19 protein-coding genes are annotated in these 26,644 nt (G+C 42.0%); 10 read left to right on the plus strand and 9 right to left on the minus strand.

The window, feature by feature from the left end:
* Position 1 precedes the first annotated feature (1 nt).
* Positions 2–3,067: a SusC/RagA family TonB-linked outer membrane protein gene (locus LX64_RS16635; RefSeq protein ID WP_111598815.1), complete on the minus strand. Its 3,066-nt coding sequence runs from the start codon at positions 3,065–3,067 to the stop codon at positions 2–4.
* Positions 3,068–3,861: 794 nt separating this feature from the next.
* Between LX64_RS16635 and LX64_RS16640 the strand changes: the two genes are divergently transcribed.
* From LX64_RS16640 to LX64_RS16650, 3 genes are read left to right on the plus strand one after another with little or no spacing between them, the layout of a single operon-like run.
* Positions 3,862–5,034 carry a glycoside hydrolase family 130 protein gene (locus LX64_RS16640; protein ID WP_111598816.1) on the plus strand — a complete coding sequence of 391 codons (1,173 nt, stop codon included), beginning with the start codon at positions 3,862–3,864 and terminating at the stop codon, positions 5,032–5,034.
* A 16-nt stretch (positions 5,035–5,050) separates the two neighbouring features.
* Positions 5,051–6,463 (plus strand): MFS transporter, encoded by a 1,413-nt coding sequence (locus LX64_RS16645; protein WP_111598817.1) that lies wholly within the window; start codon positions 5,051–5,053, stop codon positions 6,461–6,463.
* Positions 6,429–7,601, plus strand: a complete 1,173-nt coding sequence (locus tag LX64_RS16650) for an AGE family epimerase/isomerase (RefSeq protein WP_111598818.1) — start codon at positions 6,429–6,431, stop codon at positions 7,599–7,601. The genes LX64_RS16645 and LX64_RS16650 overlap by 35 nt, the downstream gene beginning before the upstream one ends.
* A gap of 112 nt (positions 7,602–7,713) precedes the next feature.
* On the opposite strand, the gene LX64_RS16655 is transcribed toward LX64_RS16650, so the two are convergent.
* The 6 genes from LX64_RS16655 to LX64_RS16685 all read right to left on the minus strand — a co-directional run bounded on the left by LX64_RS16655 (position 7,714) and on the right by LX64_RS16685 (position 17,712).
* Positions 7,714–8,397, minus strand: a complete 684-nt coding sequence (locus LX64_RS16655) for a pirin family protein (protein ID WP_111598819.1) — start codon at positions 8,395–8,397, stop codon at positions 7,714–7,716.
* Positions 8,398–8,542: 145 nt separating this feature from the next.
* Complete coding sequence (locus LX64_RS16660) at positions 8,543–9,937, minus strand: alpha-amylase family glycosyl hydrolase (RefSeq protein WP_111598820.1); 1,395 nt, start codon at positions 9,935–9,937, stop codon at positions 8,543–8,545.
* Positions 9,938–9,955: 18 nt separating this feature from the next.
* The gene (locus LX64_RS16665) at positions 9,956–11,056 is read right to left on the minus strand and encodes a SusE domain-containing protein (protein ID WP_111598821.1); all 1,101 of its coding nucleotides are present in this window, start codon (positions 11,054–11,056) and stop codon (positions 9,956–9,958) included.
* A gap of 24 nt (positions 11,057–11,080) precedes the next feature.
* Positions 11,081–12,673: a RagB/SusD family nutrient uptake outer membrane protein gene (locus tag LX64_RS16670; protein ID WP_211324834.1), complete on the minus strand. Its 1,593-nt coding sequence runs from the start codon at positions 12,671–12,673 to the stop codon at positions 11,081–11,083.
* Positions 12,674–12,694: 21 nt separating this feature from the next.
* Entirely contained in the window at positions 12,695–15,652 is a 2,958-nt protein-coding gene (locus LX64_RS16675; protein ID WP_245952711.1) for a SusC/RagA family TonB-linked outer membrane protein, read from the minus strand.
* Positions 15,653–16,050: 398 nt separating this feature from the next.
* The gene (locus tag LX64_RS16685; protein ID WP_148707353.1) at positions 16,051–17,712 is read right to left on the minus strand and encodes a DUF6377 domain-containing protein; all 1,662 of its coding nucleotides are present in this window, start codon (positions 17,710–17,712) and stop codon (positions 16,051–16,053) included.
* A 203-nt stretch (positions 17,713–17,915) separates the two neighbouring features.
* Here LX64_RS16685 and LX64_RS16690 point away from each other — a divergent pair, with 203 nt between their 5' ends.
* Positions 17,916–18,302: a VOC family protein gene (locus tag LX64_RS16690; protein ID WP_111598825.1), complete on the plus strand. Its 387-nt coding sequence runs from the start codon at positions 17,916–17,918 to the stop codon at positions 18,300–18,302.
* A gap of 72 nt (positions 18,303–18,374) precedes the next feature.
* Here the strand turns inward: LX64_RS16690 and LX64_RS16695 are convergent, their stop codons facing one another.
* On the minus strand, positions 18,375–18,848 hold the full coding sequence (locus tag LX64_RS16695; protein WP_111598826.1) for a Dps family protein: 474 nt from the start codon (positions 18,846–18,848) through the stop codon (positions 18,375–18,377).
* A gap of 162 nt (positions 18,849–19,010) precedes the next feature.
* On the opposite strand from LX64_RS16695, the gene LX64_RS16700 reads away from it, so the two are divergent.
* The 3 genes from LX64_RS16700 (at position 19,011) to LX64_RS16710 (ending at position 22,941) form a co-directional block, all read left to right on the plus strand.
* Positions 19,011–21,521, plus strand: a complete 2,511-nt coding sequence (locus LX64_RS16700; protein WP_111598827.1) for a cation-translocating P-type ATPase — start codon at positions 19,011–19,013, stop codon at positions 21,519–21,521.
* A gap of 166 nt (positions 21,522–21,687) precedes the next feature.
* Complete coding sequence (locus tag LX64_RS16705) at positions 21,688–22,596, plus strand: pirin family protein (protein ID WP_111598828.1); 909 nt, start codon at positions 21,688–21,690, stop codon at positions 22,594–22,596.
* A 24-nt stretch (positions 22,597–22,620) separates the two neighbouring features.
* Positions 22,621–22,941, plus strand: a complete 321-nt coding sequence (locus LX64_RS16710) for a GNAT family N-acetyltransferase (RefSeq protein ID WP_111598829.1) — start codon at positions 22,621–22,623, stop codon at positions 22,939–22,941.
* Positions 22,942–23,034: 93 nt separating this feature from the next.
* Here LX64_RS16710 and LX64_RS16715 read toward each other — a convergent pair whose 3' ends face one another.
* Positions 23,035–24,018, minus strand: a complete 984-nt coding sequence (locus LX64_RS16715) for a hypothetical protein (protein ID WP_111598830.1) — start codon at positions 24,016–24,018, stop codon at positions 23,035–23,037.
* 121 nt (positions 24,019–24,139) lie between these two features.
* Here LX64_RS16715 and LX64_RS16720 point away from each other — a divergent pair, with 121 nt between their 5' ends.
* From LX64_RS16720 to LX64_RS16730, 3 genes are all read left to right on the plus strand, one after another.
* Positions 24,140–24,934 carry a helix-turn-helix transcriptional regulator gene (locus LX64_RS16720; RefSeq protein ID WP_111598831.1) on the plus strand — a complete coding sequence of 265 codons (795 nt, stop codon included), beginning with the start codon at positions 24,140–24,142 and terminating at the stop codon, positions 24,932–24,934.
* A 154-nt stretch (positions 24,935–25,088) separates the two neighbouring features.
* Positions 25,089–25,505 carry a hypothetical protein gene (locus LX64_RS16725; protein ID WP_211324835.1) on the plus strand — a complete coding sequence of 139 codons (417 nt, stop codon included), beginning with the start codon at positions 25,089–25,091 and terminating at the stop codon, positions 25,503–25,505.
* A gap of 36 nt (positions 25,506–25,541) precedes the next feature.
* Positions 25,542–26,444: a sugar phosphate isomerase/epimerase family protein gene (locus tag LX64_RS16730; protein WP_111598833.1), complete on the plus strand. Its 903-nt coding sequence runs from the start codon at positions 25,542–25,544 to the stop codon at positions 26,442–26,444.
* Positions 26,445–26,644: the final 200 nt, after the last annotated feature.

A 26,644-nucleotide genomic window follows, 5' to 3' on the forward strand; every position in this document is an offset into this window, starting at 1 on the left:
GTTAGAAAATCACATGGGCGCCTAATGATACAGAACGTGGTCGTGGGTATGCACCGCCGTTAATACCAGCCTCACCTACTTCAGGATCGAAACCTTTATTGAATTTCGAGAACGTGTATAAGTTGTTTCCTGATAAGTACAGACGCAAGCTTTTAACCGCTTTCAAGCTAGGTAATGCTATGTTATAACCAAGTGTTACATTCTGAATACGTAAGAAGGAACCGTCGGTGATATAGAAATCCGATGCACGGTAACCACGTGTAGCATTTGCTCTTGGATACTCGTTGCTTGGATTATCTGGGGTCCAACGTTGTAACCAACGGGAAGGCGTCATTTTCTGGAAGTCCCATACGTCATTGCCTTGTACACCATATAGTTGCAAGGAAAGATCGAAGGCTTTGTATTTAACATTCGTATTGAAACTGTATATGAAATCGGGATTCGGGTTGCCGATAATTGTTCTATCGTATGAGTCGATCACGCCATCAGGTTTTCCATCAGGGCCACTGATATCTTTGTACTTAATTTCACCAGGTTGAGCATCAACGCCTGTTAAACCAGCTTTAATACCTTCGTCGAGCGTTTGGATAATCCCATCCGTTTTGTAGCCATAGAATACAAACATAGGCTGGCCAACAGTGTACGTGCTAATTTGCTGACGAACAGATTCATACAAAGAACCAATCAATACTTGGTTACTTTCACCCATAGAAACTACTTTGTTTCTATTCATTGTAAACATACCGCCTACGCTCCAGTTAAAATCTGATCCATTGATGATTTGTGCATTCAAACCTAACTCCACCCCACGGTTTTCAATTTCACCATCGTTAATCCATTGACGATCGTAACCGGCAGATGGTGCGATTGTTTTCAAGCGTAATAAATCGTTTGTACGTTTAATGTAATAATCGGCGCTAAACGTTAAGCGTTGATTGAAGAAACCTACATCGATACCGGCATCCAAAGAGCGTGTTGTTTCCCATTTCAAACTATTGTTACCTAAACCGGCTACAATTGTTCTACCTTGTTCATCATTTGCGCCTGCTAAACCGGGACCAAAACCTGTTTCAAATACAGCACCCGTGTAATATTTATTCGAACCAAAACGATCCAATGTTTGGTAAGGCGAAATACCTTGGTTACCTGTTAAACCATAACTAACGCGGAGTTTTAATTCCGAGAACAAATCCCAATCTTTCACGAATTGCTCTTCGCTCGCCTTCCATGCAAATGCACCAGATGGGAAGAATGCCCATTTATTGTTCGCACCGAATTTTGTAGAACCATCGGCACGCGCCGTTAAGGTAAAGAGGTAACGATCTTTTAATGTATAGTTAGCACGCGCATACCATGATGAAAGATTGAAGCGTTGGAGATCATTTGAAATTAACATGGTACCGGCTGTTCCGAGGTTTTCATTTTCGAGAACATCGTTAACAAAATTCTGTCCTACTAACGTAGAAAAACGATTCTCTGTTTTTTGGAATGAATAACCAGCTAATAATGTAATGGCATGTTGACCGAATGTTTTATTTGCTGTAAAATAGTTCTCTGTTAAGAGATCGAAATAGTTACCATTGGCAATAGAACCATAGCTGCCTTTGTTATCCAAAGCGCGCTGTGTACTGTTTTTAGGATCGTATTGATCTTGTACGCTGTTACCGAATTTTGCATTCAACGACGTGCGGAACTGTAACCATGGCAATATCTTAAAGTTCATGTACGCATTACCCAGTACATCTGTTGTTTTATTCGTGTTGAGCAATTGGTTCATAAGTGCAATGGGGTTGCCAAAATCTGTATTGCTCGTTTTGAAGAAAGCACCGGTTGAGTCGTACACAGGGAAAATACGGCTTCTACCTACACCTAATTGTTGACCACTACTTTTAGTGAATGCTAGAATTACATTGGCACCAGCTGTAATGTTTTCGTTTAGTTTTTGATCGAGGTTTAGGCGTGAAGTATATTTTTCGTAACCGTTGTTGCGTACCATACCTTCCTCGTTGTAATAGTTACCAGAGATAGCGTACTTTGTTTTATCGTTGCCACCATCGAGTGTTAAGGTATAGTTCTGAGAATATGGATTGCGGTATACTAATTTTTGCCAGTCGGTATTATAAGGCCATTGTGGCTTATTAGGATCGAGACCGCGTAATTCCGCAATAGATGGGAAGTACACCATACCATTTCCTACTGGTCGGTATACACCAATGTAAGGTACATCTGCAGCAATGGCACCACCAGTAATAGCCGCTTCATTGGCAAAGGTTGCATCCTCTATTGGATTGCGCCAAATATCGGGCTTATTCGCTAGGAAAGAAACGGTTTGTAGCGTATTGAATGAAATGCGGTTCTGATTGGTTTTCCCTTTGCGGGTGGTAATTACAATTACACCATTCGCACCACGGGAACCATAGATAGCCGCTGAAGACGCATCTTTTAACACCTCGATCGATTCAATATCGTCGGGATTGATTTGCTTTAAGTTACCGGCATCGCCCCAAGGATAGCCATCTACTACGAGTAATGGATCTTTCGAACCATTCAAAGAAGAAGCACCGCGAATACGGATCGTAGCCCCTGCGCCAGGAGCACCGCCGCTTGTAGTTACTTGTACACCTGCGATTTTACCTTGTAATAGTTGATCGACTGAAGAAGCAGGTGTTTTGTTCAAATCGCTACCTTTTAAAGTAGCAACAGCACCTGTAAGATCACCCTTTTTTACTGTACCGTACCCTACTACAACCACATTATTAAGGTTATTAGCAGCTAGTTCCATTTGTACGGTATAGGAAGATTGTTGGCCAATGGTGAGTTCTTTTTTCACCATCCCGATATAGGAAAACACGATTGTTTTTCCTTCGGCGGGCACTTTTAACGTAAAATGTCCATCTGCATCACTTACCGTCGCCGTTTTAGTTTCCTTTACCACAATTGTGGCCCCCGGTAAGGGTTTTGCTTGGTCATCTAATACCCTTCCAGTAATTGTTTTTTGTGCTTGCGCTTGTAACGTGAATAGGAATAATAGAAAAAAAGTACCATAGCATGCAATGAATTTTTTCATACAGCATATCAGTTTTAAATACGTAGAATTATTTAAAACAAAAGTACCTGGGAAGGAGAAGCGATATTGGTGTTATTCTAGCAGAATATGGTGTTTACCTGCGGTGGGCTTTTTAATGAATTTCTTTTTGTTTGTTTGTTGTTTGTGGTTTGTGGTTTGTGGTTTGTGGTTTGTGGTTTGTGGTTTGTTATAGTATCCTAGGGGCAGTTGGGATTTACTTTTATTTCATTATTGTACATTTTACTTTCTTTGATCGGCCAAAGAAAGTAACAAAGAAAGGCGAAAAACGGGGCGTGAACGGCGGCCCCGTTTTATCGGGGCGTTGATGGGGCGTTGGGGGTACTGTGCTGCCGGGCGGTGGGGGGCTACATTGATGGGGGTGAATGTGTTTGATTTTTTGTAAGTGTGGCTGTTTATATGAGAGGTGTAAATATGGGTGTACATTTATTTACATGGAGGGACATGGGGCGGTGGCTTTTACTTGATCGATTTGGGGAATGTAGATGTATTCGTTTTTTTTTGCTTGATAAATTAGTTGTGGTTTAAATAGGACGGTATTGAGTAATACAACAGGACACATGGCAATAATTGCATAGATATTTTTTTCATTCCTCATCTTCTCCCCCAAAAAATCAGTCGATTTGTATTTTAAGCATAATACTTAGATAAATAAGTATTACAACAGTATATCCCTTGCTAAATAGCTTTGTAATCGACAATTTCCACTTGCGTTAGCCTACCACACTAGGCAAATGGATAAAAAAACATCACCATAATACTATAATAAAAAACATATGTCGCATTTCGAGGAAAGATGGCAATTATTGCAAGCGGAACATGCTGCTCTATTACAACAAAAGAACCATCCCGAAAAGTTAGGTAACGGTATTTATACGCGTTATATCCATCCAGTATTAACGGCTGCACATGCACCACTTAACTGGCGCTACGATCTCAACCCTACTACCAACCCATTCCTCATGCAGCGTATTGGTGTAAATGCTGTATTCAATGCAGGGGCCATGAAGTTCAATGGTAAATACATTGTAGTAGCACGTGTAGAAGGATGGGACCGCAAATCCTTTTTTGCTGTAGCAGAAAGTGAAAATGGTGTCGATAATTTTAAGTTTTGGAATGAACCCATTCTTCTCCCTGAAACCAATGTTCCAGATACGAACGTGTACGACATGCGCGTAGTATTACACGAAGATGGCTTTATTTACGGGCTATTCTGCACCGAACGTCGCGATCCAACTGCAGAAGATGGTGATCAATCTTCGGCAGTAGCACAATGCGGTATTGCCCGTACAAAGGACTTAAAAACATGGGAACGTCTACCTGATTTAGTAACTAAATCGGCTCAACAACGCAATGTTGTATTACATCCCGAATTTGTGGATGGAAAATACATGTTATATACGCGTCCACAAGACAGCTTTATTGAGGCTGGGAAAGGTGGCGGTATCGGGGTAGGATTTTGCGATAACATGGAACATGCCGTAATTGAAGTTGAGCATGTAATTGATCACAAATTATATCATACCATTGCGGAAGCAAAAAACGGTCAAGGTCCGGCACCAATTAAAACCCCGCAAGGTTGGTTACACTTGGCACATGGCGTACGTAACACAGCAGCAGGTTTACGTTATACATTGTACCTTTTCCTGTCCGATTTACAAGATCCAACAAAGATTACACATAAACCTGCAGGTTACTTCATTGCTCCAGAAGGTGCAGAGCGTATTGGTGATGTATCGAATGTTGTATTTTCCAATGGTTGGATTGCAGATGAGGATGGTAAAGTTTATATTTACTATGCATCGAGCGACACGCGTTTACATGTGGCCGTTTCGAGCATTGCGCAGTTAGTAGATTATTGTATGCACACACCGGCCGACGGGTTACGTTCCTATACTTCGGTTGAAGCTATTCATGCTTTAATTGAAAGCAATCAACAGTTATCATAATTCCACTTTTCCACGTATGCAAAACAAAATTTCACTCAAAGAAAAGATCGGCTACGGCTTTGGCGACATGGCCTCGTCCATGTTCTGGAAGCTATTCGGCATGTACTTATTATTCTTTTATACCGATGTGATGGGTATTGCAGCCGCCGCGGTAGGCACTATGTTTTTAATCACGCGGATATGGGATACGTTGTTCGATCCGGTTGTAGGGATCATGACCGACAGAACACATTCGCGCTGGGGTAAATTCCGGCCATATATTCTGTACATGGCGATTCCATTCGGTGTTATCGGGGTACTCACTTTTACTACGCCCAGTTTCACCGGTAGCGGGAAGCTTGTATATGCTTACATTACTTATTCGTTGATGATGATGATCTATTCTCTCATTAATGTACCATATGCTTCTTTGCTGGGTGTAATTTCACCTAATACGAAAGAAAGGAACACATTGGCTTCGTTTAGAATGTCGTTTGCTTTTGCGGGTAGCTTTATAGCCTTGGCTTTATTAGAACCCATGGTAAATACCTTTTCGAAAAGTATGAACCTCCAAACAAGCTGGCAACTAGCGGTAGCAGTTATTGCTGTGATGTGTGTACTTTTATTTTTATTATGTTTTGCATGGGTGAAGGAAAGGGTACAACCCATCAAAGAAGAACAAACATCGTTACGCGAAGATTTACGCGACCTTGCACAAAATAGACCTTGGTGGATTTTACTAGGTGCAGGTATAGCGGCATTGATTTTCAACTCTATCCGTGATGGAGCCACTTTATATTATTTCAAATATTACGTTACTACTACATCTGCTTTCTCTATAGGCGACATGCAAATACCTTATTCTACATTGTACCTCATGGTAGGACAAGGGGCGAATATTATCGGGGTGATTATTGCTTCTCCTATTGCGAATAAGTTCGGGAAGAAAAATACATACCTATCAGCGATGCTGGTTTCATCGGTATTAAGTATTCTTTTTTATTGGTTAGGAAAGGATCAATTAACGCTCATTTTTACATTCCAACTATTGATTAGTATTTGTGCAGGATTAATATTCCCATTATTATGGTCGATGTATGCTGATATTGCCGATTACTCGGAATGGAAAACAGGGCGCCGTGCCACGGGATTGATTTTCTCATCCTCTTCCATGTCGCAGAAGTTTGGCTGGACAATCGGAGGTGCATTAACCGGCTGGTTACTAAGTGCTTTTGGATTCCAAGCCAATGCTGTACAAGGGGAATCGGCACAAACAGGCATTGTATTAATGTTGAGCATTTTACCTGCTGTGGGTTCAATTTTAAGTATTGTATTCATTGCATTATATCCATTATCTGAAGCCAAAATTACCGGTATTACGAATGATTTAGCTGATAGAAGAAAAAAAAGTCAACATGAAAACAGCATTGAAACAAGCGCTGCAGGCTGAGCTGAATAACATTTTATATTACTGGTCGTCGTACACCGTAGACGAACAATCGGGCGGATTCTACGGGCGATTACAGAATGATAATAGTGTAGATCCATATGCATTAAAAGGCGCTGTATTGAATGCCCGCATTCTGTGGACTTTTGCAGCAGCGTACCGGAGAATTCCGAAAGAAGAATACATAGTATTAGCCAACCGTGCGTATAGCTATATTTCGGAACACTTTATTGACCGGGAATTTGGCGGCGTATATTGGTCGTTGAACTACACAGGGCAACCTGTCGACACTAAAAAACAAGTATATGCCATTGCATTTACGATCTATGCTTTTAGTGAATACTATTTAGCATGTAAAGATGAAAAAGCGAAAGAACAAGCCATTCTCTTATACAATATTCTTGAGCAGCATGCTGTAGATAAGAACTATGGTGGCTATTTCGAAGCGTTCACCAGGGAATGGAAAGAAATGACAGACCAGCGCCTAAGCTTAAAAGATGCGAATGAACGGAAATCGATGAACACGCATTTGCATGTACTCGAAGCCTACACCACACTCTATAAAGCTTGGCCGGATGCACAATTAAAATCCCGTATTGTTGATATCCTCAACATCTTCGATCAATACATTTTCAACCACAGCTCAAAACATCTTCAATTATTCTTCAACGATGAATGGCAAGTAAAAGGCCACATAGAATCGTATGGGCACGACATTGAAGCTGCATGGCTTATGCAAGAAGCTGCCGAAGCGATTCAGGACGAAACACTCATCCTTCACTTCAAACAATTAGCCATTGAAATTGCAGATATCACCTTCCCTGCATTTGATAAGGATGGCGGTTTATGGTATGAAAGAGAAGGCGATCATCTTGTAAAAGAAAAACATTGGTGGCCGCAAGCCGAAGCTATTGTGGGCTATGTAAATGCATACCAATTATCAGGCGAAGAAAAGTACTTACAGCAAGCTGTATTTACATGGCAATTTGTTGAGGAGCGCATTGTAGATAATGAAAATGGAGAATGGTTTTGGGGTATTGATGAGAACAACCAAGTGATGCAGGAAGACAAAGTAGGTTTATGGAAATGTCCTTATCATAATGGGCGTGCATGTTTAGAAATTATGGACAGGTTAAAATAAATACCATGGAACTACATGGTTATGAAGCGGGTTTTCTTTATGAAGGCCCGCTTTCTTACCTAAAAAAGTGATTGTACTTATTGTGCAAAAGCTCCTACTAGTGCAAAATTTTCTACAATACTGTTTCCACCAATAATATTTCGCTGGCATGTAGTGCTTCAAACTCCAAAGCAGCCGCATCTTCTAAAAAAATCGTGTCTTCCGTTTCCACCACCTCCTCTCCCACTTTCAATTTACCTGATAATACATAGGCCAACAACCCATGTTGCGTGCTTTGCATGGCATACATATGGTGCCCCCTATCAAAAACTCCACGGAATGCCCATACATCTTGGTCTACTTGCAAAGCGCCTTCGCTACCGGTAGGGTTAATGAAAGGCATCCATGTATTCCGCATGACCGGCATCCCTGGCAACTTAATGGCTTCGCTGGCAACGAGCGCTTGCTTTCGCGGGGTGATAATTAATTGAAAATAACGAGCCCGGTCGGTTAACGATTGATTATGTCCCCACCATTCGATGCCTGTTCCTGTTTTCACAAGTTGAACGGCACCTTCGGTTAAGCTTTGTTGCTGACCTTCATGGTTCGTGAAAGATGCTTTTCCATTTAGCAATATGGTAACGATCTCTGCTTGCGTGTAAGGTTCTTTCCCCAAGTAAACTTCGGGATATAAGTATTGGTCATTAGCGGCATGAACTTTCCCAAAACCTTTGTGATTTTTGAAAAGTGGGTAACCTTTATGCGTAGCAGCTTGTATAAAGCCGCGGTCGGCTGCTTTTAGAATCTCCAGTTGCATATCAACATATTATCCAGTAGTTACAACCCGCAGCGAAAATTGTTTATCATGTAACCGTAAAATAACAATCCCAGTAAGCACGAAGCCTACCGGGATATTGCATTTTGATAAAACTCGTAGCGATGAGTTTTGATCCACGTTATGACTAATTACGCTTCAGTACGATATATTCAAAGGGAGCGATCGCCACTGTAGCGTTAATAACTTGGTTATCGTTTGTAAATACATTGGTCCATTGCGTGCCTTGTAAGCTAGTGGGCACATGGAACGTTTCGGCTGTATTCCGCATATTAACGAGTACCAATACTTGTTGCGTACCTAAAGTGCGCACATATGCACAAATATCAGCGGTATTGTAGTATTGAATCTCACCACGTTTCACCGCGTCTAAGGATTGTCGCTTGTTGATAATGTTGCTGTATTCAACCGTAACATCCGGGTTCAACGACCAATCAATTTTCGTACTCGTGAAAGGGAATGTTAAACGGTGTGGCGTAGCTACTTCTTGCCCGTTATATACCATCGGTACATTCTTCATAAATGCTGTTGCAACAAAAGCGGCCATGGCTCCACGTTTCCCACCGAATAATTCTTCCGGGGTACCATCGGAACCATTTACATCGTGGTTAGTAGTGTAGCGTACCATTCTTTGCGCATCGCTGGCTTGGGCATATTCTGCATTGTTTACGCTATCGATACCAGAAACAGGCGCTTTCTGTTCAAAAATGCGTTTTAGGTAACCGAAATAACCGAAACCGAAGTTGTATTGAAAACCAGCGTTGAAATTGCCAGGGCGACTACCTTCTGCCATTAATAACAAAGTATGGGTATTTACTTTCCGTAAAGAGTCCGTAGCTTGTTGCCAGAAATCAACCGGTGGCCCATCAGTGTAATCGCATCTAAAACCATCTACATTTGCGGCCAATACCCAGTAACGCATCGCACTAATCATAGCTAGTCGCATGTTCTTGTTACCGAAGTTCAGTTGTGCAACATCATTCCAGCCGGTACCAGGAGGACTAACTACGTTGCCGTTATTATCTTGCAAGTACCAATCTTTATGTTGCTTCATCCACACGTGATCCCATGCAGTGTGGTTTGCAACCCAATCCAAAATCACTGTTAAACCTCGATTATGTGCTTCATCGACCAACGTACGTAGTTGTTGCAGGTTACCAAACTCGGTATTCACTTGCGTGTAATCTTTGATACAATAAGGCGAGTTCAATGCTTTTTCAGTACCTACCGGGTAGATAGGCATTAAGTAAATTGTGTTGGCACCAAGTGATTTGATGTTGTCCAAACGTTTTACAACACCGGCAAAATCGCCCTGCTGACTAAACACGCGCATGTTTACTTGGTAAATAACCACGTCACGCGGGTCGGGCACTTTGTTGAAAGGTGTTCCATATTGTGGTACACGAAGAGAGTCGACGGTTGGATTCACTGGTACAAACGGTTCCGCCGTACTCGATTTACTACAACTGCTCAACACACCGGCAAGCAAGGCGATAATTAGATTCACTTTTATAATGTTCATTTTAAGTAGATGAAAGAATTATTGTTTGGTGTAACTCCATGTATACATGCCGGATTGGTGTAAATCCAATACCAACAAATAGGTTCCGTCGCTTGGCACCGTAATATTGTTCATACCATCGGTATAACCAAGGAATGGGTTATTAGCATAATGTAACTTACCTGTGGATGGATCAAGACCAAAGTCGAGCGCCCAAGCATTATTCGCACGGAATTTAAAGGAAGCATTGGCTTTCATCGCACAGGTTACACGCCATGTTTGACTTGCCTCGTCGTATGATAATGGCGTATCGTTGTCCCAACCGCCTGGTGTAGCATCACCTAGGATACCCCAGTTTGTTTTAGTGGCCGTCCATTTATTGGTATTCAAATCAGCAGTAAGGTAATAGTATCCACCTGTTGGCACACTTAAACCTGCCGCTAAACCATCGGTAGAGAAGCTTCCGTTGCCACCATCACCATAATTGGTGTGATCCCAATCGGGTGCATTTGTGAATTTGAAATACATGGTAGATGAACCTTTCATGTAAACATAGCCTTCATACATACCTGGGCGACCATCAACCGGTTTTAATTTAGGAGCCAAGTTAGGTGACCAGCCTTGGTAATCACCAGGTACATATAAATAGGTTTCGTAGGAAGAAACTTTCACAACTGTAGTGTTCGAATATACAGGGGGAATGCTACTAGCTGCACCTGTGTTCTGTGGCACCGCTGCTTTGATCCGAACAGCCAGTTCATTAGCAGTACCGGAAGGTAATCCCATTGTGTTTAACAATCCGTTCAATTCCTTTCCAATAAACCCATATTGCAAAACATTGGCGCCCACAGTGAATTCCTTGGCGGTCGACCAGTTATTGGCAGTATCAGTCAATTGCCCCAATTGTAACACGTACCCCACCACCGGCTTTTGCCCGAAATCGGCTGCCGACCAATGAAAAGTAAGAGCTGTATCATTTTCAGTAGCTTGTGTTAACACTACATTTTGTGCAGACGCTTGTAATGCACCGCCTGCAAATACACCATCTTTGATGGTATATACATCACTATCCTTTTTACATGCAAATAACATGGTAAACAATGTGACGATGATTGTATAATATGAGCTTTTTCTAAGCATGAGAGATCATTTGGAATGAAGAAATTAATACCCTTGGTTTTGTTTCAAGTTGGTATTGGAAATAATTTCTGAGGATGGAATTGGGAACAAGTTGTATTTCGCATCTACCCCTGTACCATTCTCTGCACCGCCTTTCCATGGCCATAAGTAACTGCTGCCTGTAAACTTGTTGTAGCGGATTAGATCAGTTCTACGGAAGCCTTCCCAATACAATTCACGTAATCTTTCATTCAACACATCGTCTAATGAATAGCTGGAAATATTGCCGTTTGTATTACCATAGGCACGTTCACGCAGTTTGTTGAAGTAAGTAATCGCTTGGGCTTCACTTCCGCCTGTACCACCACGTTTAACTGCCTCTATGTAAATCAAATACATTTCAGCTAAGCGGAACAAAGGGAAATCAGTATTTACCAATACACCATTGGGCGAGTATGGAATTTGACCGGCTTTTGTAACATTTGTGAATTTAGTTACACCCAAACCTGCATCGAAATTGATAAGGTTATTCATTTCCAAAGTACCGCGACCAAACATCGCGCGTTTATCTACATTTCCAGAATAATCGCCAAATACGAGTGGCAAATTCTTTGTTGAACGGTTGCCTTGCCAGCCACCACCTGGGATACCTGCTTTTTGGTTGTCTTCCACGTTAGTACCATGTGCAGAACAAATAAGGAAAGTGGTACCACCATAGTTTTGAGAACTCGTTGCATCGTATGCAATAGGTAGAATAACCTCCGTGTTTTGTACGTTGTTATCGGAATTGAAATTGTACGCGTAATTATTCATCAACACATAGCCTGCACCCAATACCTTATTAGCATAGGTGATCGCATCTGTGTAACGTTGTTCCTTCGTGTAAACTTCTGCGTTGAGATATAAACGTGCAAGTAATGCCCATGCAGCAGCTTGATCGGCACGGCCATATTCATTCTGCTTAGCAGCAACTAATTCACCATCTATGGCTTTCAATTCCGATTCGATATACGCGAATAAATCTTTGCGTTGAATTTGTTGTGGAATGAATTTACCGATCGGATCTTTGTCTGTTACGAATGGAGGATTCGCGAACAAATCCATTAATACCCAGTATTGGAAAGCACGTAAGAAACGAGCTTCTGCACGGTAATGACGAATATCTTCTGCGTCTTTACCGGTAATGTTTCTTGTAGCTAACTTTTCATCCGTTGACTCGCGGATAAACTCGTTACATACTGTAATTTGAAAAAGACTACGTGTATAGAGTGCTGTAATGAGAATATTACTCGACGTCCAGCTGAACGTATGGAAGCTTTGTAAATTCACATCGTTCCATGCACATTTCGCTTCATCGGTGGTTAGTTCTTGTAAATTCCAATATGCGCGGATAAAGTCGGTAACAGCGGCATCGCCAATACCGGCAATATTTACATCGGAATTACCTACCCCGGTGCTGCTTACAAGTGAATAACTACCGTATACTTTTGCCAACACTTGTTTATAACCCGCCGGTGTACCATATTGGATGTCGGCGATGTTGGAATTAAGTGGTTTTAAATTAAGGTCTTTTGTACAGGACGAGAAAATGCTCGCTGCTACCAAAAAACAAGCTAATATTTTATATCGTGGATTCATGGAATGTCTTCTTTTGATGTTTTAGAACTGGAGGTTAGCGCCCAAGCTGAAAGTACGAGGACGAGGATACAAGGCATTATCAATACCACCGAAAATCTCTGGGTCGATACCTTTGTATTTCGTGATTGTAAATACATTCTGGCAATTTGCATTTACACGTAAGCCTACTTTATTCTTCAACACACGACCAAAATCATACGCCAAGCTCAAATTATCCATCTTCAAGAAAGAAGCATTTTGTACGAAGTAATCAGAAGATTGTTGACCGTAGTAGAAGTTACTATATTGAATTTCCGACATGGTATTCGCTAAGTAACCGAGTGTATTAAACATGTTCGACTGCACAGCACCTGTTGCCAAGTTATTGTACATGTAGTTCCCAATGTTTGCACGTAATACTGTGCTTAAGCTCCATCTATCCAATGTAAACTGGCTGGTGAAACCCAAAATCACTTTGGCGTACGGTGATTTATAACGGTATAAATCGGCTTGGTTAATAATACCATCACCATTTACATCGGCATATACGCCTTCGATTGGTTTACCATTCGCATCGTATTGTTGGTGGTACACATAGAAAGAAAGCGGGTTGTAGCCTACGCTATGTATTTGCACGTTGCCTACGAGTGAACCAGGATAGGTAGAATCTTTCGTAGCAGTGAGGTTTGTGATTTTATTGTCGTTATAAGCGATATTGAAGTTCAAATCCCATGAGAACCTTTTCGTTTGAATTGGCGTTGCGAAGATTTGGAACTCGATCCCCTTGTTTTCGATATTACCTACGTTTGTTAAGATGGTGCTGCTGAAGTTAGAACCTGCAGGGATGGGAATCGTATTCAACAAATCCTTTGTTTTCTTGAAGTACACATCCAAGCTACCACCGATGCGATTGTTGTAGAAACCGAAATCGATACCGGCATTATAGGTAGCAGTTTGTTCCCATTTAATGCCCGCGTCGTATGCCGATGGAGAACCCATGTTGTAATAGGTATCGCCAAACAATACTTTAGAAGCATTATCGCTAATGCTGTAAATAGAGAGGTAAGGGTAATTGTAAATACCATCTTGGTTACCTGTAATACCGTAGCTCAAACGTAGTTTCAAATCCGACAAGTTCTTCTTGTCTTTCAAGAACTTCTCTTGGTTTGCTCTCCATGTAAATGCAAGTGAAGGGAATGTACCCCAACGTGTATCGGGCGAGAAGCGAGAGGAACCATCAGTACGGATAGATGCCGCGAGGATGTATTTCTCATCGAATGTATAGATCAAACGACCATAATAGGAAATCAATGCATTCTCGGGTTTATCCATAGGGAAATTAGGTGTAGAACCCGGGATGAGATTGCCATTGGCACGGTAGTTACCAAAGTTGTAATTCGTAGAAGTGTTTTTGTAGTAACCGTAACCAGCCGTAGCGTTGATATTACTTTTGATAGAGGTAATGGTTTTATTGTAGTTCAAATAAAACTCACCCACTTTACTACGGATACTGTTCTTGTATTGGTTATGTTGACCACTATCCAAGAAGTTCTGCCCAGCATATGCAGGTACATCCACTGTACCCGAACCATTTGCTACATCATAACCGAGGTTTACATGCGCATGTAATTCTGGTAAGAAATGGAATTTATAATCGAACTGCGCGTTACCGTAGCTGCGTTTTACTGTGCTCAAGTTTTTGTACAAGTCAAGCAATGCAACAGGGTTACGGGGCGCGAGTTTGTTAAGTGTAATAGCACCCGTATTGGGGTCCTTTGTGTACCATTCGAAATAATTGCCGAACGGGGTTTCCGCATGTACAGGTTGTGTAGGATCGAAGTAAACAGCCGAGCTTACCGCTGCACCATTTGCAAAACGAGCTTTGCTGATGGTTCCTTTCAGGTTCAAATCCACCTTTAAATGGTTATCGAAAAACGTTGGACTAATCGATATACCACCGGAATAACGTTGCAAGTTATCGGTTCTTAAAATACCATCTTGGTTTAAATAACCTACAGATACGCGGTATGGTAAGTTTTTAAGCGCACCGGAAATGCTAAGGTTATTATCGGTTGAAATAGCGGTAGAATAAATTTCATCTTGCCAATCGGTATTGGCGTCGCCCATCATGCTTTTGAAATTGCCGGTTCCATGTTCATTCACGTAGTTACGGAATTCATCAGCCGTGAGTGCATCTGCTTTACGTGCTAAAGTGGCGGCAGATACTTGGGTAGAGAAATTGAATTGTGGCTTTACGCCTTGATCGCCCTTCTTGGTGGTAATTATAATTACCCCGTTGGAAGCACGCGATCCGTAGATGGCTGTAGCGGCAGCATCCTTCAAAACGGTGAAAGAGGCAATGTCGTTCGGGTTAATTAAACTTAATGGGTTAGAAGCTCCGTAGATATTAAGGTTGGCAAGCGGCAAACCGTCAACCACAATAAGTGGATCATTACTGGCATTCAGCGAAGCCCCACCACGCACACGAATCACACTACCGGCACCTGGCGATCCGCCATTCGGGGTAATGGAAACACCTGCGACCTTACCGGCTATCAGCTGCTCAGGTGTGGTGATAACGCCTTTTTGGAAATCCTTCGCCGTTACGGTTGCAATGGCGCCTGTAAGTTCTTTCTTTTTAGCGGTACCATAGCCGATTACAACTACATTGGCTAAAGATTGTGCATTGGGTGTGAGTTGCACTTCAATGTTCGACTGTTTGCCAACTGGAATTTCCTCGGTATTATACCCAATAAAGGAAATGACCAATACGGCATTACTGCCTACTTGCAAGGAGAATTGACCTTTTACATCTGTTGCGGCACCTACAGAAAGACCTTTAACTTTCACCGTAGCGCCAAAAACAGGTTGTTTGTTTTCGTCGAGCACTTGTCCTGTTACATTTTTTGTTTGCGCCCAAGCCTTCGAAGATGCGAATGCGAGCAGACAAAATAGCAGGGTGCGTAAAATGCGGTGCTGTATCATTTTCGATTGTACCATAATGTGGAAAAAGTGGAATTGTATAGGTTTAATTGATTTGACTAGTAACCGTTTCCCGGCAGAGAAAAACGGTCACCTACGTTTTACAGGCAGCTATCATAACTGGAATCCCGGTGAAATTTTTATATCATCCCAAAAAAAGAACAAGTTCCTCTATCGAAAAATTAATAGCCTCAAAATATAGATAATATCCACTTTTAGATGCCTTTACCAGTTTACAATACACTATATATCAATTCATTAAAAAAACATTAAATAAATTCACCATATACATAATACAGAAGCTAAAAAGGCAATAAAATGATATACTAAAGGATAAAAAGCGGCTATGCAATGCCTATCCCTACATGTACATCATGTGGGATTATAGTTGGTAAAGGCAAGAAATGAAAGGCTACTTAGATGGATTTGATTCGCATGACACGGTTATCAAAATCGTCTTTCGGAACGATGGTGCGGTTACGGATTTTGGTTTTATAAGCGTAGATCGTTTTGATAGAATACTCTAAAATTTGTGCTATTTTTTCATTCTCTGTTATACCCATACGCATCAAAGCGTACATCCGTAGTTCGTTATTCAGCAGTTCCCCGCTCTTCAGCACAATACGGTCTTCTTCCAAAAACAAGGCGTTGAACTCTTCCACGAAGGTGGGAAATAGCTTCAAAAACACCTTATCGAACTGGGTTAATAACTCTTCTCTTTCGTGCCGGATATTAATATTGTTAGCGAGTAACCGAATTTCTTCCATTTTACGGTCGGCTACTTTTTGATCGAGCTGGCGTTTGAATTTCTCTAGTTTCTCGAAAAAAGCGGCATTGATATTAAAGAAATAGCCAATGTACTCCTCTTTAATCTTATTTGCTTCTTCCAGCTTCCCGTTTACATCTTGCAAGGTGTGGTTCACAGATTGCAGTTGCGCATTAACTGCTTGGAGCTTTGCATTAGCTTCTTCGAGATGATTACGGGCCTCGTTGATAGCCTTTTCAGCCTTCTTTAACTTGGTAAATTGCTTATATATAATGAAGATTAAGCAACCAAGTATGACCAAGAACGAGGTCACTACCAAGGCATAATACAACCAGCGCTGCTTTTGCTTCTCGATGTAATTGATTTTCTCTCCTTGGATAATGGGTAAGATGGCACTTACTTGTACTTTACGTTGACGTGCACCGTAAAAGCTGGCATCGTCGATGGCCTTTTGGATATAAATAGACGCCTGCTCAAAATCGCCTTGACCATATAATAATTGAGCCAAGTTAAAGGTAGCGAAGGTTTCCTTCGTACTGGAACGTATATCGGCGATGGCGGCTTGTAATTGGTAGTGAATCGCTTTGGCCGCATCGTGCTTTAGATCGTAATAGTGACTAAGTGTAGAGGTAACGATGGCCAATTGGTGATCATTTAAGCCTGGCAATGTTAGCAATTGTTGGAAATAGCTATTGGCTTGTTCCAGCTGCCGCGATTTTAAGTTGCGTAAAACGGTATAATATATATGCTCGAAGGAGTTCGTTGGCAAGTAATGCAATGCAGTATCCAAGTAACGGTTACCTTTTGCACGGTATTCCTCGGAATATACCTCGTCGCTATTATAATCGGCGAGGTCGTAGTAATACCTGCCCAATAGCACATAGTAGTCGGCCTTACTTGAATCGTTGAGTTGTTGTGGTTGGATGGAAGACAAATAGCTATAAGCTTCGCTGAACTTCCCAGCCGACAGGAGGACAAAAGCGAGTTGTTGCCTTGCTGCGACCGCTTTTTTACCGTTTTGGGATTGAATGGCAATCGTTTCCATTACCCGGGCATAATTGAAGGCCGAGTCGAACTTGTATATTTTATATGCTTCGTATAGTGCTAGCGCTTGCGTGTATTGCTCGTTGGGAGTGGTTGCTTTTGAAAAAAGTGCCCGCATGGAGTCTAATGCGTGCTCCTTGGTGGCATCGAATTCATGGGATTGAGCAATTACTTTATTCAATTGGGCGAACAGGCTATCATTCACCGGTTGCGCCTTCGTGAGGGCACTGCTCATGACCAGTAATAATAATACGCACCAATATTTCATGTAAAAAGTCGGTTGATAATTTCTCATATATTCAGCCCCATGCAGCCCCGGTATAGGTTGTATAGCGGCATGGCAAGATTGCTAAATTAATGTTTAATTACTTTGTAGCCTATAGTTTTATATAACCGGGTTTCAACAACAAAATCTATCTATATTATACCTAACTTTCTATCATAATTTTTTAATCCCACAACCAAATACACATGAAAAAAGTAACGGGTATTGGCGGCGTATTTTTTAAGTGCGACGACCCAAAAGGCATGAATGAATGGTATGCAAAAAACCTAGGTATTGCTGCGGGCGATTATGGTGCTACGTTTGAGTGGCTACATGCCGATGACCCGGGGAAGAAAGGTACCACGGCTTGGAGTACCTTTAAAGCAGATACGAAATACTTCGATCCTTCTACGAAACCATTTATGATCAATTACCGTGTAGAGAACCTAGTGGAGCTGGTTGCCGAATTAAAAGCGAGTGGTGTGCAGGTGGTAGACGAGATTTCAGAGTACGATTACGGTAAATTTGTTCATATCATGGACCCTGAAGGGAACATCATCGAGTTATGGGAACCCAAAGATGAAGCCTTGTAATATACATGTAAACGGCGTACAACGCTAGTATTATCCTCGCATGGTACGCCGCTTTCTTTCCAATTGAAACCTCTAACGTAAATGAGCACGGAGCATCCATGCCATTTTCTCATGTGTTTCCATTAATTGGGTTGCAAAATCACTGGAACCTGCATCTTTATAATCTTCAGCGAATGTTTTCACATAGCCGCGCAAATGCATGATAATGGTTTCATGATCTTCTAACAATAAACGTTCAAAACCTTGCCCATCATTTGCTTCGCGGTTCATTTCTGACAAGTGCGTGAGTTGAAGGTATTGTTGCATGGTAGCCGGTGCATAATGACCAATAGAGCGGATTCTTTCAGCTACGCTATCGATTACATCTTCCAAAGCTTCGTATTGCGATTCGAAGAATAAGTGTTTCGCATGGAAATCCGGACCTTCTACGTTCCAATGCGCATTGCGGGTTTTTACATACAGCAAAAATTCATCTGCTAAAATAGCACTCAAAGATTGCGCTACAGCTAATGTGTGTTCACTTGAAATACCAATTGAGGGTTGCATATGTCATCAATTTTGATCAAAATAATGTTACAAATGTAGGAAGGCTATGTGCGCAAAGGAATGTACAAACCCGCGCAGGTTATGTATAAATATTGTTTTAAATTGAAGAAGCGCTTAACATTTTCCCATTCTTCGTGTTCACCCAGTAATCATTTTAGCATCATGGCATACAAGGTTAATATCCCAACAGGCATTACAGGACTTTCCACACCGGAGGTAACAGCATTACGTACTGCGCACGGTACCAATACCTATGCAGCAAAGCGACCTAATAAAGCGCTCGCTTTCTTAGGCGATCTTTTAAAAGAACCCATGCTGCTCTTACTTATTGCCGTGTCGATCATTTACTTCACATTGGCACAATGGGGAGAAGCTTACTTTATGTTGGCGGCTATTGTACTTGTATCGGGCATTTCCTTTTATACAGAAAACCGGAGCAACAAAGCGTTAGCAGCCTTGAAAAAAATTAACCAACCTAGTTCAAAGGTTTTACGAGATGGACGGTTGCAAAGCATTCCTACAGAAGAGATTGTGCAAGGCGATGTAATGTTTATTGCTGAAGGGGATACTGTGAATGCAGATGGTAGTATTATTCATAGCAACGATTTCTCTGTAAATGAATCTACCCTAACAGGCGAAGCCTTCACCGTGTATAAGGATCAAAATGAGCCAAACAACCAAGTATACAGTGGAACTTTGGTAGCCGGTGGTGCCGCTTTTGTGCGGGTTGATAAGGTAGGCATCCAAACGAAAATCGGGCAATTGGGGAACGATATTCTTACCATGAAAGAAGAGCCAACGCTGCTCCAACAACAGATCACCCACTTTGTAAAAGTAATGGCTATTATAGGGCTAGCTGTATTCCTTGCTGTGTGGGCCGTTAATTTCTACCGGGAAAGAAACTTGGTTAATAGTTTGTTGAAAGGCTTAACATTAGCCATGTCGATATTACCAGAAGAAATCCCCGTAGCCTTTTCTACGTTCATGGCACTTGGTGCCCGTAGATTAATGCAGTTGGGGATTATTGTGAAGAAAATCAAAACCGTGGAAGCATTAGGCAGTGCCACTGTTATTTGTACAGACAAAACAGGTACTATCACAGAAAATAGCATGCATTTACAGGCTATTTACATACAATCTAGCCAAGAATCGTTAGAAGCAGGCAATTGGAACTCGCCTAGTGCCCAAACTCTTTTACAATATGCCATGTGGTCGAGCGAACCGGTTCCATTCGATCCCATGGAGAAAACATTACATAGCATATACGAGAAAATAGCTGCGAAAGACGAACGCCCACTTTTCTCCATGGTGCACGAATACCCCCTCGATGGTACACCTCCTATGATGACCCATATTTTCGAACATGAACAAACACGGATTATTGCCGCTAAAGGAGCTCCCGAAGCAATTCTAGAAGTATCAAATCTTAGCGAGCACGACCGGGAAACGGCACTACAACAGTTAACAACCTATGCCTCCCAAGGTTTCCGGGTATTGGGCGTAGCAAGGGGTACTTTTACCGGCAACGATTTTCCTGCCCGCCAACAAGATGTACCCTTCGAATTCTTGGGATTTGTTGCCTTTTACGACCCACCAAAAGCAAATATCAAAGCCGTATTCGAACAGTTCTACGAAGCAGGTATTAAGGTGAAAATCATCACCGGCGATAATGCCCTTACTACCCGCGCCATTGCCCAACAAGCCGGGTTAAGGCATCCCGAAGAAGCCATTAACGGCGATGAATTAATGGCCCTTAACGAGCCTCAAAGACAAGCAACCTTACTACGCGCTAACATATTTACCCGCATGTTCCCCAATGCAAAACTAGCTGCTATTAATGCCTTGAAAGATAGTAACGAGATTGTAGCCATGACGGGCGACGGGGTAAATGATGGCCCAGCCCTTAAAGCTGCGCATATCGGGATTGCAATGGGTAAAAAGGGTACTGAAATTGCGAAGCAAGCTGCCGCACTTATCCTAGTGAACGATGACCTTTCAGGCATGGTCGACGCCGTTGCCATGGGCCGCCGCATTTACACCAATATCCGGAAAGCTGTGCTGTATATCATTGCAATTCACATTCCCATTATCCTCACCGTGTCGCTCCCCCTTTTCTTAGGATGGCTGTATCCGAATATCTTCACCCCCATGCATGTCATTTTCTTAGAGCTTGTAATGGGGCCAACTTGTTCCATCGTTTACGAAAACGAACCAATGGAACGCAACCTAATGCACGTTCCACCAAGGCCCATCAATGAAACCTTTCTCAGTGGCAAGGAATTAATGGTGAGTATTCTACAAGGCTTAGTAATAACAGCTTTTATACTTGGAATTTACCAATATTGCGTGCAAAGCGGCGAAAGTGAAAGTATCACCCGGTCGATGGTATTTACGACACTGATTTGTGCCAATATTTGGCTAACGATGGTCAACCGTTCTTTTTACTTTTCGTTTATAACTAGCATGCAAAATCGTAACTACTTGTTACCTGCTATTATTGCCGCTACCTTACTCATCACTATCATCATTTTATATGTACCTCCTGTAGCTGGGTTCTTTAGTGTAGCACCATTAAGCGGCCTACAAGTACTCATTTGTGCATTGGCAGGGGCTTTCAGCGTACTATGGATGGAAGGGGTAAAATGGTGGAGAAGGCGACGAAAAGGTGTGTAAGAACCCCCATTTTGACAGAGAGGTTCTTACCTTGCGAGCAGGTTTATTATAATTTTATGATAACATTTTTTTTGTCGAACTTGTATTTACAACAGAAGTATTTAAAGATACAATTAGCCCCGTTCTTGCAATTGTAATTTTGGGGATCATTTAAACTTTAGGAAGTATGTCAAACGTAGGAATGATCATTGAAGAGAGACCCGCGAATATTGGGAATTTCATGGTAGGCAGGTTATTGCCTTTCAAGGGGAAAAGAATGGTAGGACCCTATATTTTTATCGATCATATGGGCCCAACGAAAATGAATGACCATGAAAATTTGGATGTGGCGCCACACCCGCACATAGGGTTGTCGACACTCACCTATTTATTCGAGGGCAGTATTATGCACCGTGATAGCTTGGGAACGGAAATTGAAATCCACCCGGGTGCTGTGAACTGGATGACAGCCGGTAAAGGCATTGTTCACTCCGAGAGAACACCGGAATACTTAAGGCATTCGGAGAAGTCGATGCATGGTTTGCAGATCTGGGTAGCCCTTCCAAAGGAAAATGAATACATGGCCCCTACGTTTACCCATGTAGAAGCCAATGATATTCCATATTGGGAAGATGGAGATGTAACCTATAGATTAGTGGCGGGCGAAGCCTTCGGTAAGAAATCGCCTGTGCCGGTGTACAGTAAACAATTCTTCTTGGAAATACATAGTTTATCTACACAAACCTTGAATATTGGCCAGCATTTATTTGGTGAATCGGGTTTATATATTTTAGAAGGCAGTGTTGAGATTGAAGGCAATACTTATGGTCCGAAACAAATTCTTGTGGCGAAGAATGCTACATTATGCGAATTTGTAATCCATGAAAACACCACTGTATTCATATTTGGTGGTGAACCATTCCCTGAAGAACGTTTTATTTATTGGAATTTCGTGGCATCAACCCGCGAAAGAATTGAAGAAGCAAAACAATTATGGTTGGATCAAAAATTTGGGCAAGTGCCGGGCGAAACCACATTCGTTCCATTACCCCCAGATTATGGCGCTAAACCTGCGTCGAGCCAACCCAGTGCATAAACATCAATGTAAATCCAACGTGCAATGAAGAGCAAATTCAAGGCCATCCCGGTTGTTAAAAACCCCCTCATGCATCGATTCGAAATGCGAATCGGTGAACACTTGGCGTATATCGACTACAAAGAGAAGAAAGTTAAACTTTGGCTCATTCACACTACTTACCCAGAAGTGTACAAAGCCGATGGCGTGATTCCTGCCATCATAGAGAAAACATTGCGTGATGCGGAACAAAGCAACCTAAAGGTGATTCCCATTTGCCCCGAAATTGTGAAATACATTGCAGCTCACCCCGCTTGGAAACGCGTTGTTTTTGCGGGCAAAGATGAACTAACAGAAGAGCATTAAAATTACATCCATACAAAACCACAAGAGGCATCCTGTAACAGGATGCCTCTTGTGGTTTATTTTATAATGATTACGTAAATAAATTCTACGGTATTATTCGAAATAAACGAGTTGTGTGACTAATATTTTGGGATTGAAATTATTCGCATCACTGATCAAAAGAAATCCTTTATCGTATTGCACCATGCCCTCCCAATTGGTTTTCGTAGAGCGGATGCGCATTACTTCTTCCCATTCTCCATTTCCATCACCCAAATGGCAACGTACAATGCGGGCGAAGGTGATATCATTACCTTCTAAACGTTCCGGCAGGTTAGGAATGGCTTCGCGGATGGCTTTTTCTTTACCTGCTGCGTAGCATTTATAATCGTCTTTCCCACCAAAATAGTAGTTAATGCCATAGATGTACTCTTTATCTGCGCAGATGTCGGTAATACGGAAATACAAGCGGGGCATGTTAATCTTGCTTGTTTGGTTGTTTACAGGATCGATCCAATAACCGTATGGTTGTACTAAGCTGGCATTATCCTCGTACAAGGCCAATAAGTGCTTATCGAAATAAGTAAGGCATTCAAATCCCATGTTATCGCAATCGTACGGACGTTTAAGTGCTAGTACATTTTGAGGATCTAGTACAATTTTGTTACCATCGATAATACCTGTTAATACATAGCAATTAGGGTTACCATCATGTGTTTCCACGGTTAACCATACTTGGTTACCGTTAACTGCAATGGCTTCGAAACCTTCCCATTCGGCAGACAGCTTATTGTAAATTTCCCCCAAATTGGTAAGACTGTATGATTTATACGCAGTTACAGGTGTTTTCTCTGTACGGTACTTCCGCACATCTTCCAAGGAAATGGAATAGAGGGAGTCGCTACCTGTGCATTTCTTGAATTGTGGTAACAGCAGTAACTCGTTGTTGTATTTAGCTAGGCCAGAGTACTCGTAAAAGTTGCTGCTAATGGCGGCCGGCAAAGGGATCGTATCGCCTTCTTTGGTTGCTTGGGCGAAGGTAGGCGCCACAAACAGGAGGCAACACGCTAATAGCAAATAACGCATGTTCATGTTCATTGAGGGGCGAAAATTACAACATTTTACCATTTCCTTTAACAGGCATATTAACCGCTCGTCGAGCTACCCGTGAAAATCCCCTTTGCCTTTTGTATCTTGTTCGAAAGTCGACCAGGATCAAATGTTACGTTATATCGAACATAAGGTGAGCGGCCAAGCTGCTTTCTTTATTAAGAAACTTTGGATACTTGATAATCAGTATCATGCACAACCCGTTATACAGAAAAACGTGTTGCCGAATGGTTGTTTTACGATTGTATTTATCCATGGGAACGGGTTGGAAGTAACCACCAAGCAAGGCCTTCATGTATTGCCCGCCGGGATTTACTTTTGCGGCCAATTAACGGAAGCGATCCAAGTAAACATTCTCGCCCATACATTGGCTACCATGGTACAATTATATCCTTTTACTCCTGCCCATTTTACCCAGCAGCCTTTGGAAACTTATGTCGACCGCGTGGTACCCATCAATACATTAGATCTGCCGTTTAACATGGCACCACATGTACATTACACGGGAAGTACGAGAAAAGTGTTGTGGTATACGTTTAAGAATTTTATTCCGCTGGTGCATAATGCGCCTAGTGCTGTAATGATTACCCAAGTATGTAAAATGCTAACTGACATGCCAAGCCTAACATTGAGTAGTATTTGTGCAACATTGGGGTGTTCTCCCCGGCATTTACAGAAGAAGTTTAAGCTACATGTAGGGATTACACCGAAAGAATTAGCCATTATTTTAAAACTCCGCTTAGCGGTAGATGATGTAACGGATGATAAATTGCCGTATACGCAGTTAGCCTTAAACCATCATTTTTACGACCAAGCGCATTTCAATAATACTTTCCAGCAGATAGTGAAAACTTCACCTGGGAAATTCCGCGCACCGGATTATCTTTTATCGGAAAAAAACTAGCTGTTCGCTTTTTTCCAATTTTCGGATGAAAAGGCCTGCTACATTTGTACCGTATTCGAAACACATAGCATATATAACGATGAATTTCCACCGACTTCTTCCACTTGCGATTGTAGCCTTCGCTGCTTGCAATACGCAACCTACACCCGGCGACATGAAAACTGTTCCGGATTCTACATCAACACAGGCAAACGTGTTGACAGGCACTTATAAATTAGTGTCGGGCAAACTAATTAAACAAGGGGATACTACGAGTACATATCCCGTTGACGGTAAGCCAACAGAGATGATTAAAATCTTCAACGCATCGCACTTTGCGTTCTTTAACCACGATCTTGATCATGGTAAAGGGAAAGACCCCGTATTTACCGGTGGTGGCGGTACGTATACATTCGACGGTAAGCAATACACCGAGCATTTAATGTATTTGAACCACCGCGATTGGGAAGGCAAAGATTTTCACTTCAACCTCACTATCAAAGGCGATACATTGATCCAACAAGGATTTGAAAAGATTGAGAATTTGAACATCAACCAAGAAATCATCGAGATCTATGTAAAGCAACACTAGCGCGAATTTCATTACATCGCACATAAAATTCCGGTTATGCAACATTCTCGTAGAGCATTCCTCTTACAGGCGAGCATATTATCGGCTGGCATTGCCATGCCCAAAATCGCCCTCGCTTCGTCTAAAAAAACCTTCCCCTTAGGCTTGCAACTTTACACCATTCGAGAAGCCATGGAAAAAGACCTTCGCGGTACTTTACAGCGCGTTTCCTCGTTCGGGTACCAAGAAGTGGAAACCTATGGTTTTAATTATGGGAGAAACAAGTATTACTGGGGACTAGAACCCAAAGCCGCCAAGCAGCTGCTGGATGATTGTAACCTTACAACCCCGGCAGGGCACTACGATCTGAACTTCTTCTTCGCTCCTTCACAAGCAGATGCTTTGAAGAAGTACGTCGACGAATGCATCGCAGGTGCACATGCTTTACAGCAACAATACATCGTGTGGCCATGGTTAGCGCCAGAGTACAGGAACATTGAATCGTTCAAACGCTTAGCGAATACATTGAACACCATCGGCGAACAAATCAAGAAAGGTGGTTTACAACTCGCTTACCATAACCACGACTTCGAGTTTATTGAAGAGAAAGGGCAGATTGGGTACGATATTATTACCCAAGAAACAGACCCCAACTTCGTAACATTGGAACTCGACTTGTATTGGCTGTCACACTCCTCGAAGAAAAAAGCTGCGGAATGGTTTAAGGCGCAGCCCGGTAGGTTTGCCATTTTCCATTTGAAAGACATGGATAAAAAAGACAGGGAATTACATACAACAATGGGCGATGGACAAATCGACTTTCGCGCAATATTAAAAGATTACAAACTGGCAGGTGTACAACACATGTTCGTGGAACAAGGTAATAACTATATACCTGATGCTATGACCAACGTACAACGCAGCGCACAATACGTGAAGAAAAATTTTCTACACATATAAGCAAATGATGAATCGTTTGCTTCATCCTACTTAGATCAAAAGGGCTGTATTTCTACAGCCCTACAATATAGCTTAAACGGCTAATGCTTATGAAAAAGAAGGCTGTCATTTGGCAGCCTTTTCCTATTATTATAATGTACCCATGTATGAATAACGTTAAAAATAAAAAGCTGCCTCTACATGTAGAGACAGCCTTTTAA

This window comes from Chitinophaga skermanii (assembly GCF_003259335.1).
GTDB classification, from domain to species: Bacteria; Bacteroidota; Bacteroidia; order Chitinophagales; family Chitinophagaceae; genus Chitinophaga; species Chitinophaga skermanii.

Bases quoted from the DNA above. Each gene is read 5' to 3' on its own strand.
- LX64_RS16635 (WP_111598815.1), bottom strand. From the start codon at position 3,067: ATGAAAAAATTCATTGCATGCTATGGTACTTTTTTTCTATTATTCCTA.
- LX64_RS16640 (WP_111598816.1), top strand. From the start codon at position 3,862: ATGTCGCATTTCGAGGAAAGATGGCAATTATTGCAAGCGGAACATGCT.
- LX64_RS16645 (WP_111598817.1), top strand. From the start codon at position 5,051: ATGCAAAACAAAATTTCACTCAAAGAAAAGATCGGCTACGGCTTTGGC.
- LX64_RS16650 (WP_111598818.1), top strand. From the start codon at position 6,429: ATGAAAACAGCATTGAAACAAGCGCTGCAGGCTGAGCTGAATAACATT.
- LX64_RS16655 (WP_111598819.1), bottom strand. From the start codon at position 8,397: ATGCAACTGGAGATTCTAAAAGCAGCCGACCGCGGCTTTATACAAGCT.
- LX64_RS16660 (WP_111598820.1), bottom strand. From the start codon at position 9,937: ATGAACATTATAAAAGTGAATCTAATTATCGCCTTGCTTGCCGGTGTG.
- LX64_RS16665 (WP_111598821.1), bottom strand. From the start codon at position 11,056: ATGCTTAGAAAAAGCTCATATTATACAATCATCGTCACATTGTTTACC.
- LX64_RS16670 (WP_211324834.1), bottom strand. From the start codon at position 12,673: ATGAATCCACGATATAAAATATTAGCTTGTTTTTTGGTAGCAGCGAGC.
- LX64_RS16675 (WP_245952711.1), bottom strand. From the start codon at position 15,652: ATGGTACAATCGAAAATGATACAGCACCGCATTTTACGCACCCTGCTA.
- LX64_RS16685 (WP_148707353.1), bottom strand. From the start codon at position 17,712: ATGAAATATTGGTGCGTATTATTATTACTGGTCATGAGCAGTGCCCTC.
- LX64_RS16690 (WP_111598825.1), top strand. From the start codon at position 17,916: ATGAAAAAAGTAACGGGTATTGGCGGCGTATTTTTTAAGTGCGACGAC.
- LX64_RS16695 (WP_111598826.1), bottom strand. From the start codon at position 18,848: ATGCAACCCTCAATTGGTATTTCAAGTGAACACACATTAGCTGTAGCG.
- LX64_RS16700 (WP_111598827.1), top strand. From the start codon at position 19,011: ATGGCATACAAGGTTAATATCCCAACAGGCATTACAGGACTTTCCACA.
- LX64_RS16705 (WP_111598828.1), top strand. From the start codon at position 21,688: ATGTCAAACGTAGGAATGATCATTGAAGAGAGACCCGCGAATATTGGG.
- LX64_RS16710 (WP_111598829.1), top strand. From the start codon at position 22,621: ATGAAGAGCAAATTCAAGGCCATCCCGGTTGTTAAAAACCCCCTCATG.
- LX64_RS16715 (WP_111598830.1), bottom strand. From the start codon at position 24,018: ATGAACATGAACATGCGTTATTTGCTATTAGCGTGTTGCCTCCTGTTT.
- LX64_RS16720 (WP_111598831.1), top strand. From the start codon at position 24,140: ATGTTACGTTATATCGAACATAAGGTGAGCGGCCAAGCTGCTTTCTTT.
- LX64_RS16725 (WP_211324835.1), top strand. From the start codon at position 25,089: ATGAAAACTGTTCCGGATTCTACATCAACACAGGCAAACGTGTTGACA.
- LX64_RS16730 (WP_111598833.1), top strand. From the start codon at position 25,542: ATGCAACATTCTCGTAGAGCATTCCTCTTACAGGCGAGCATATTATCG.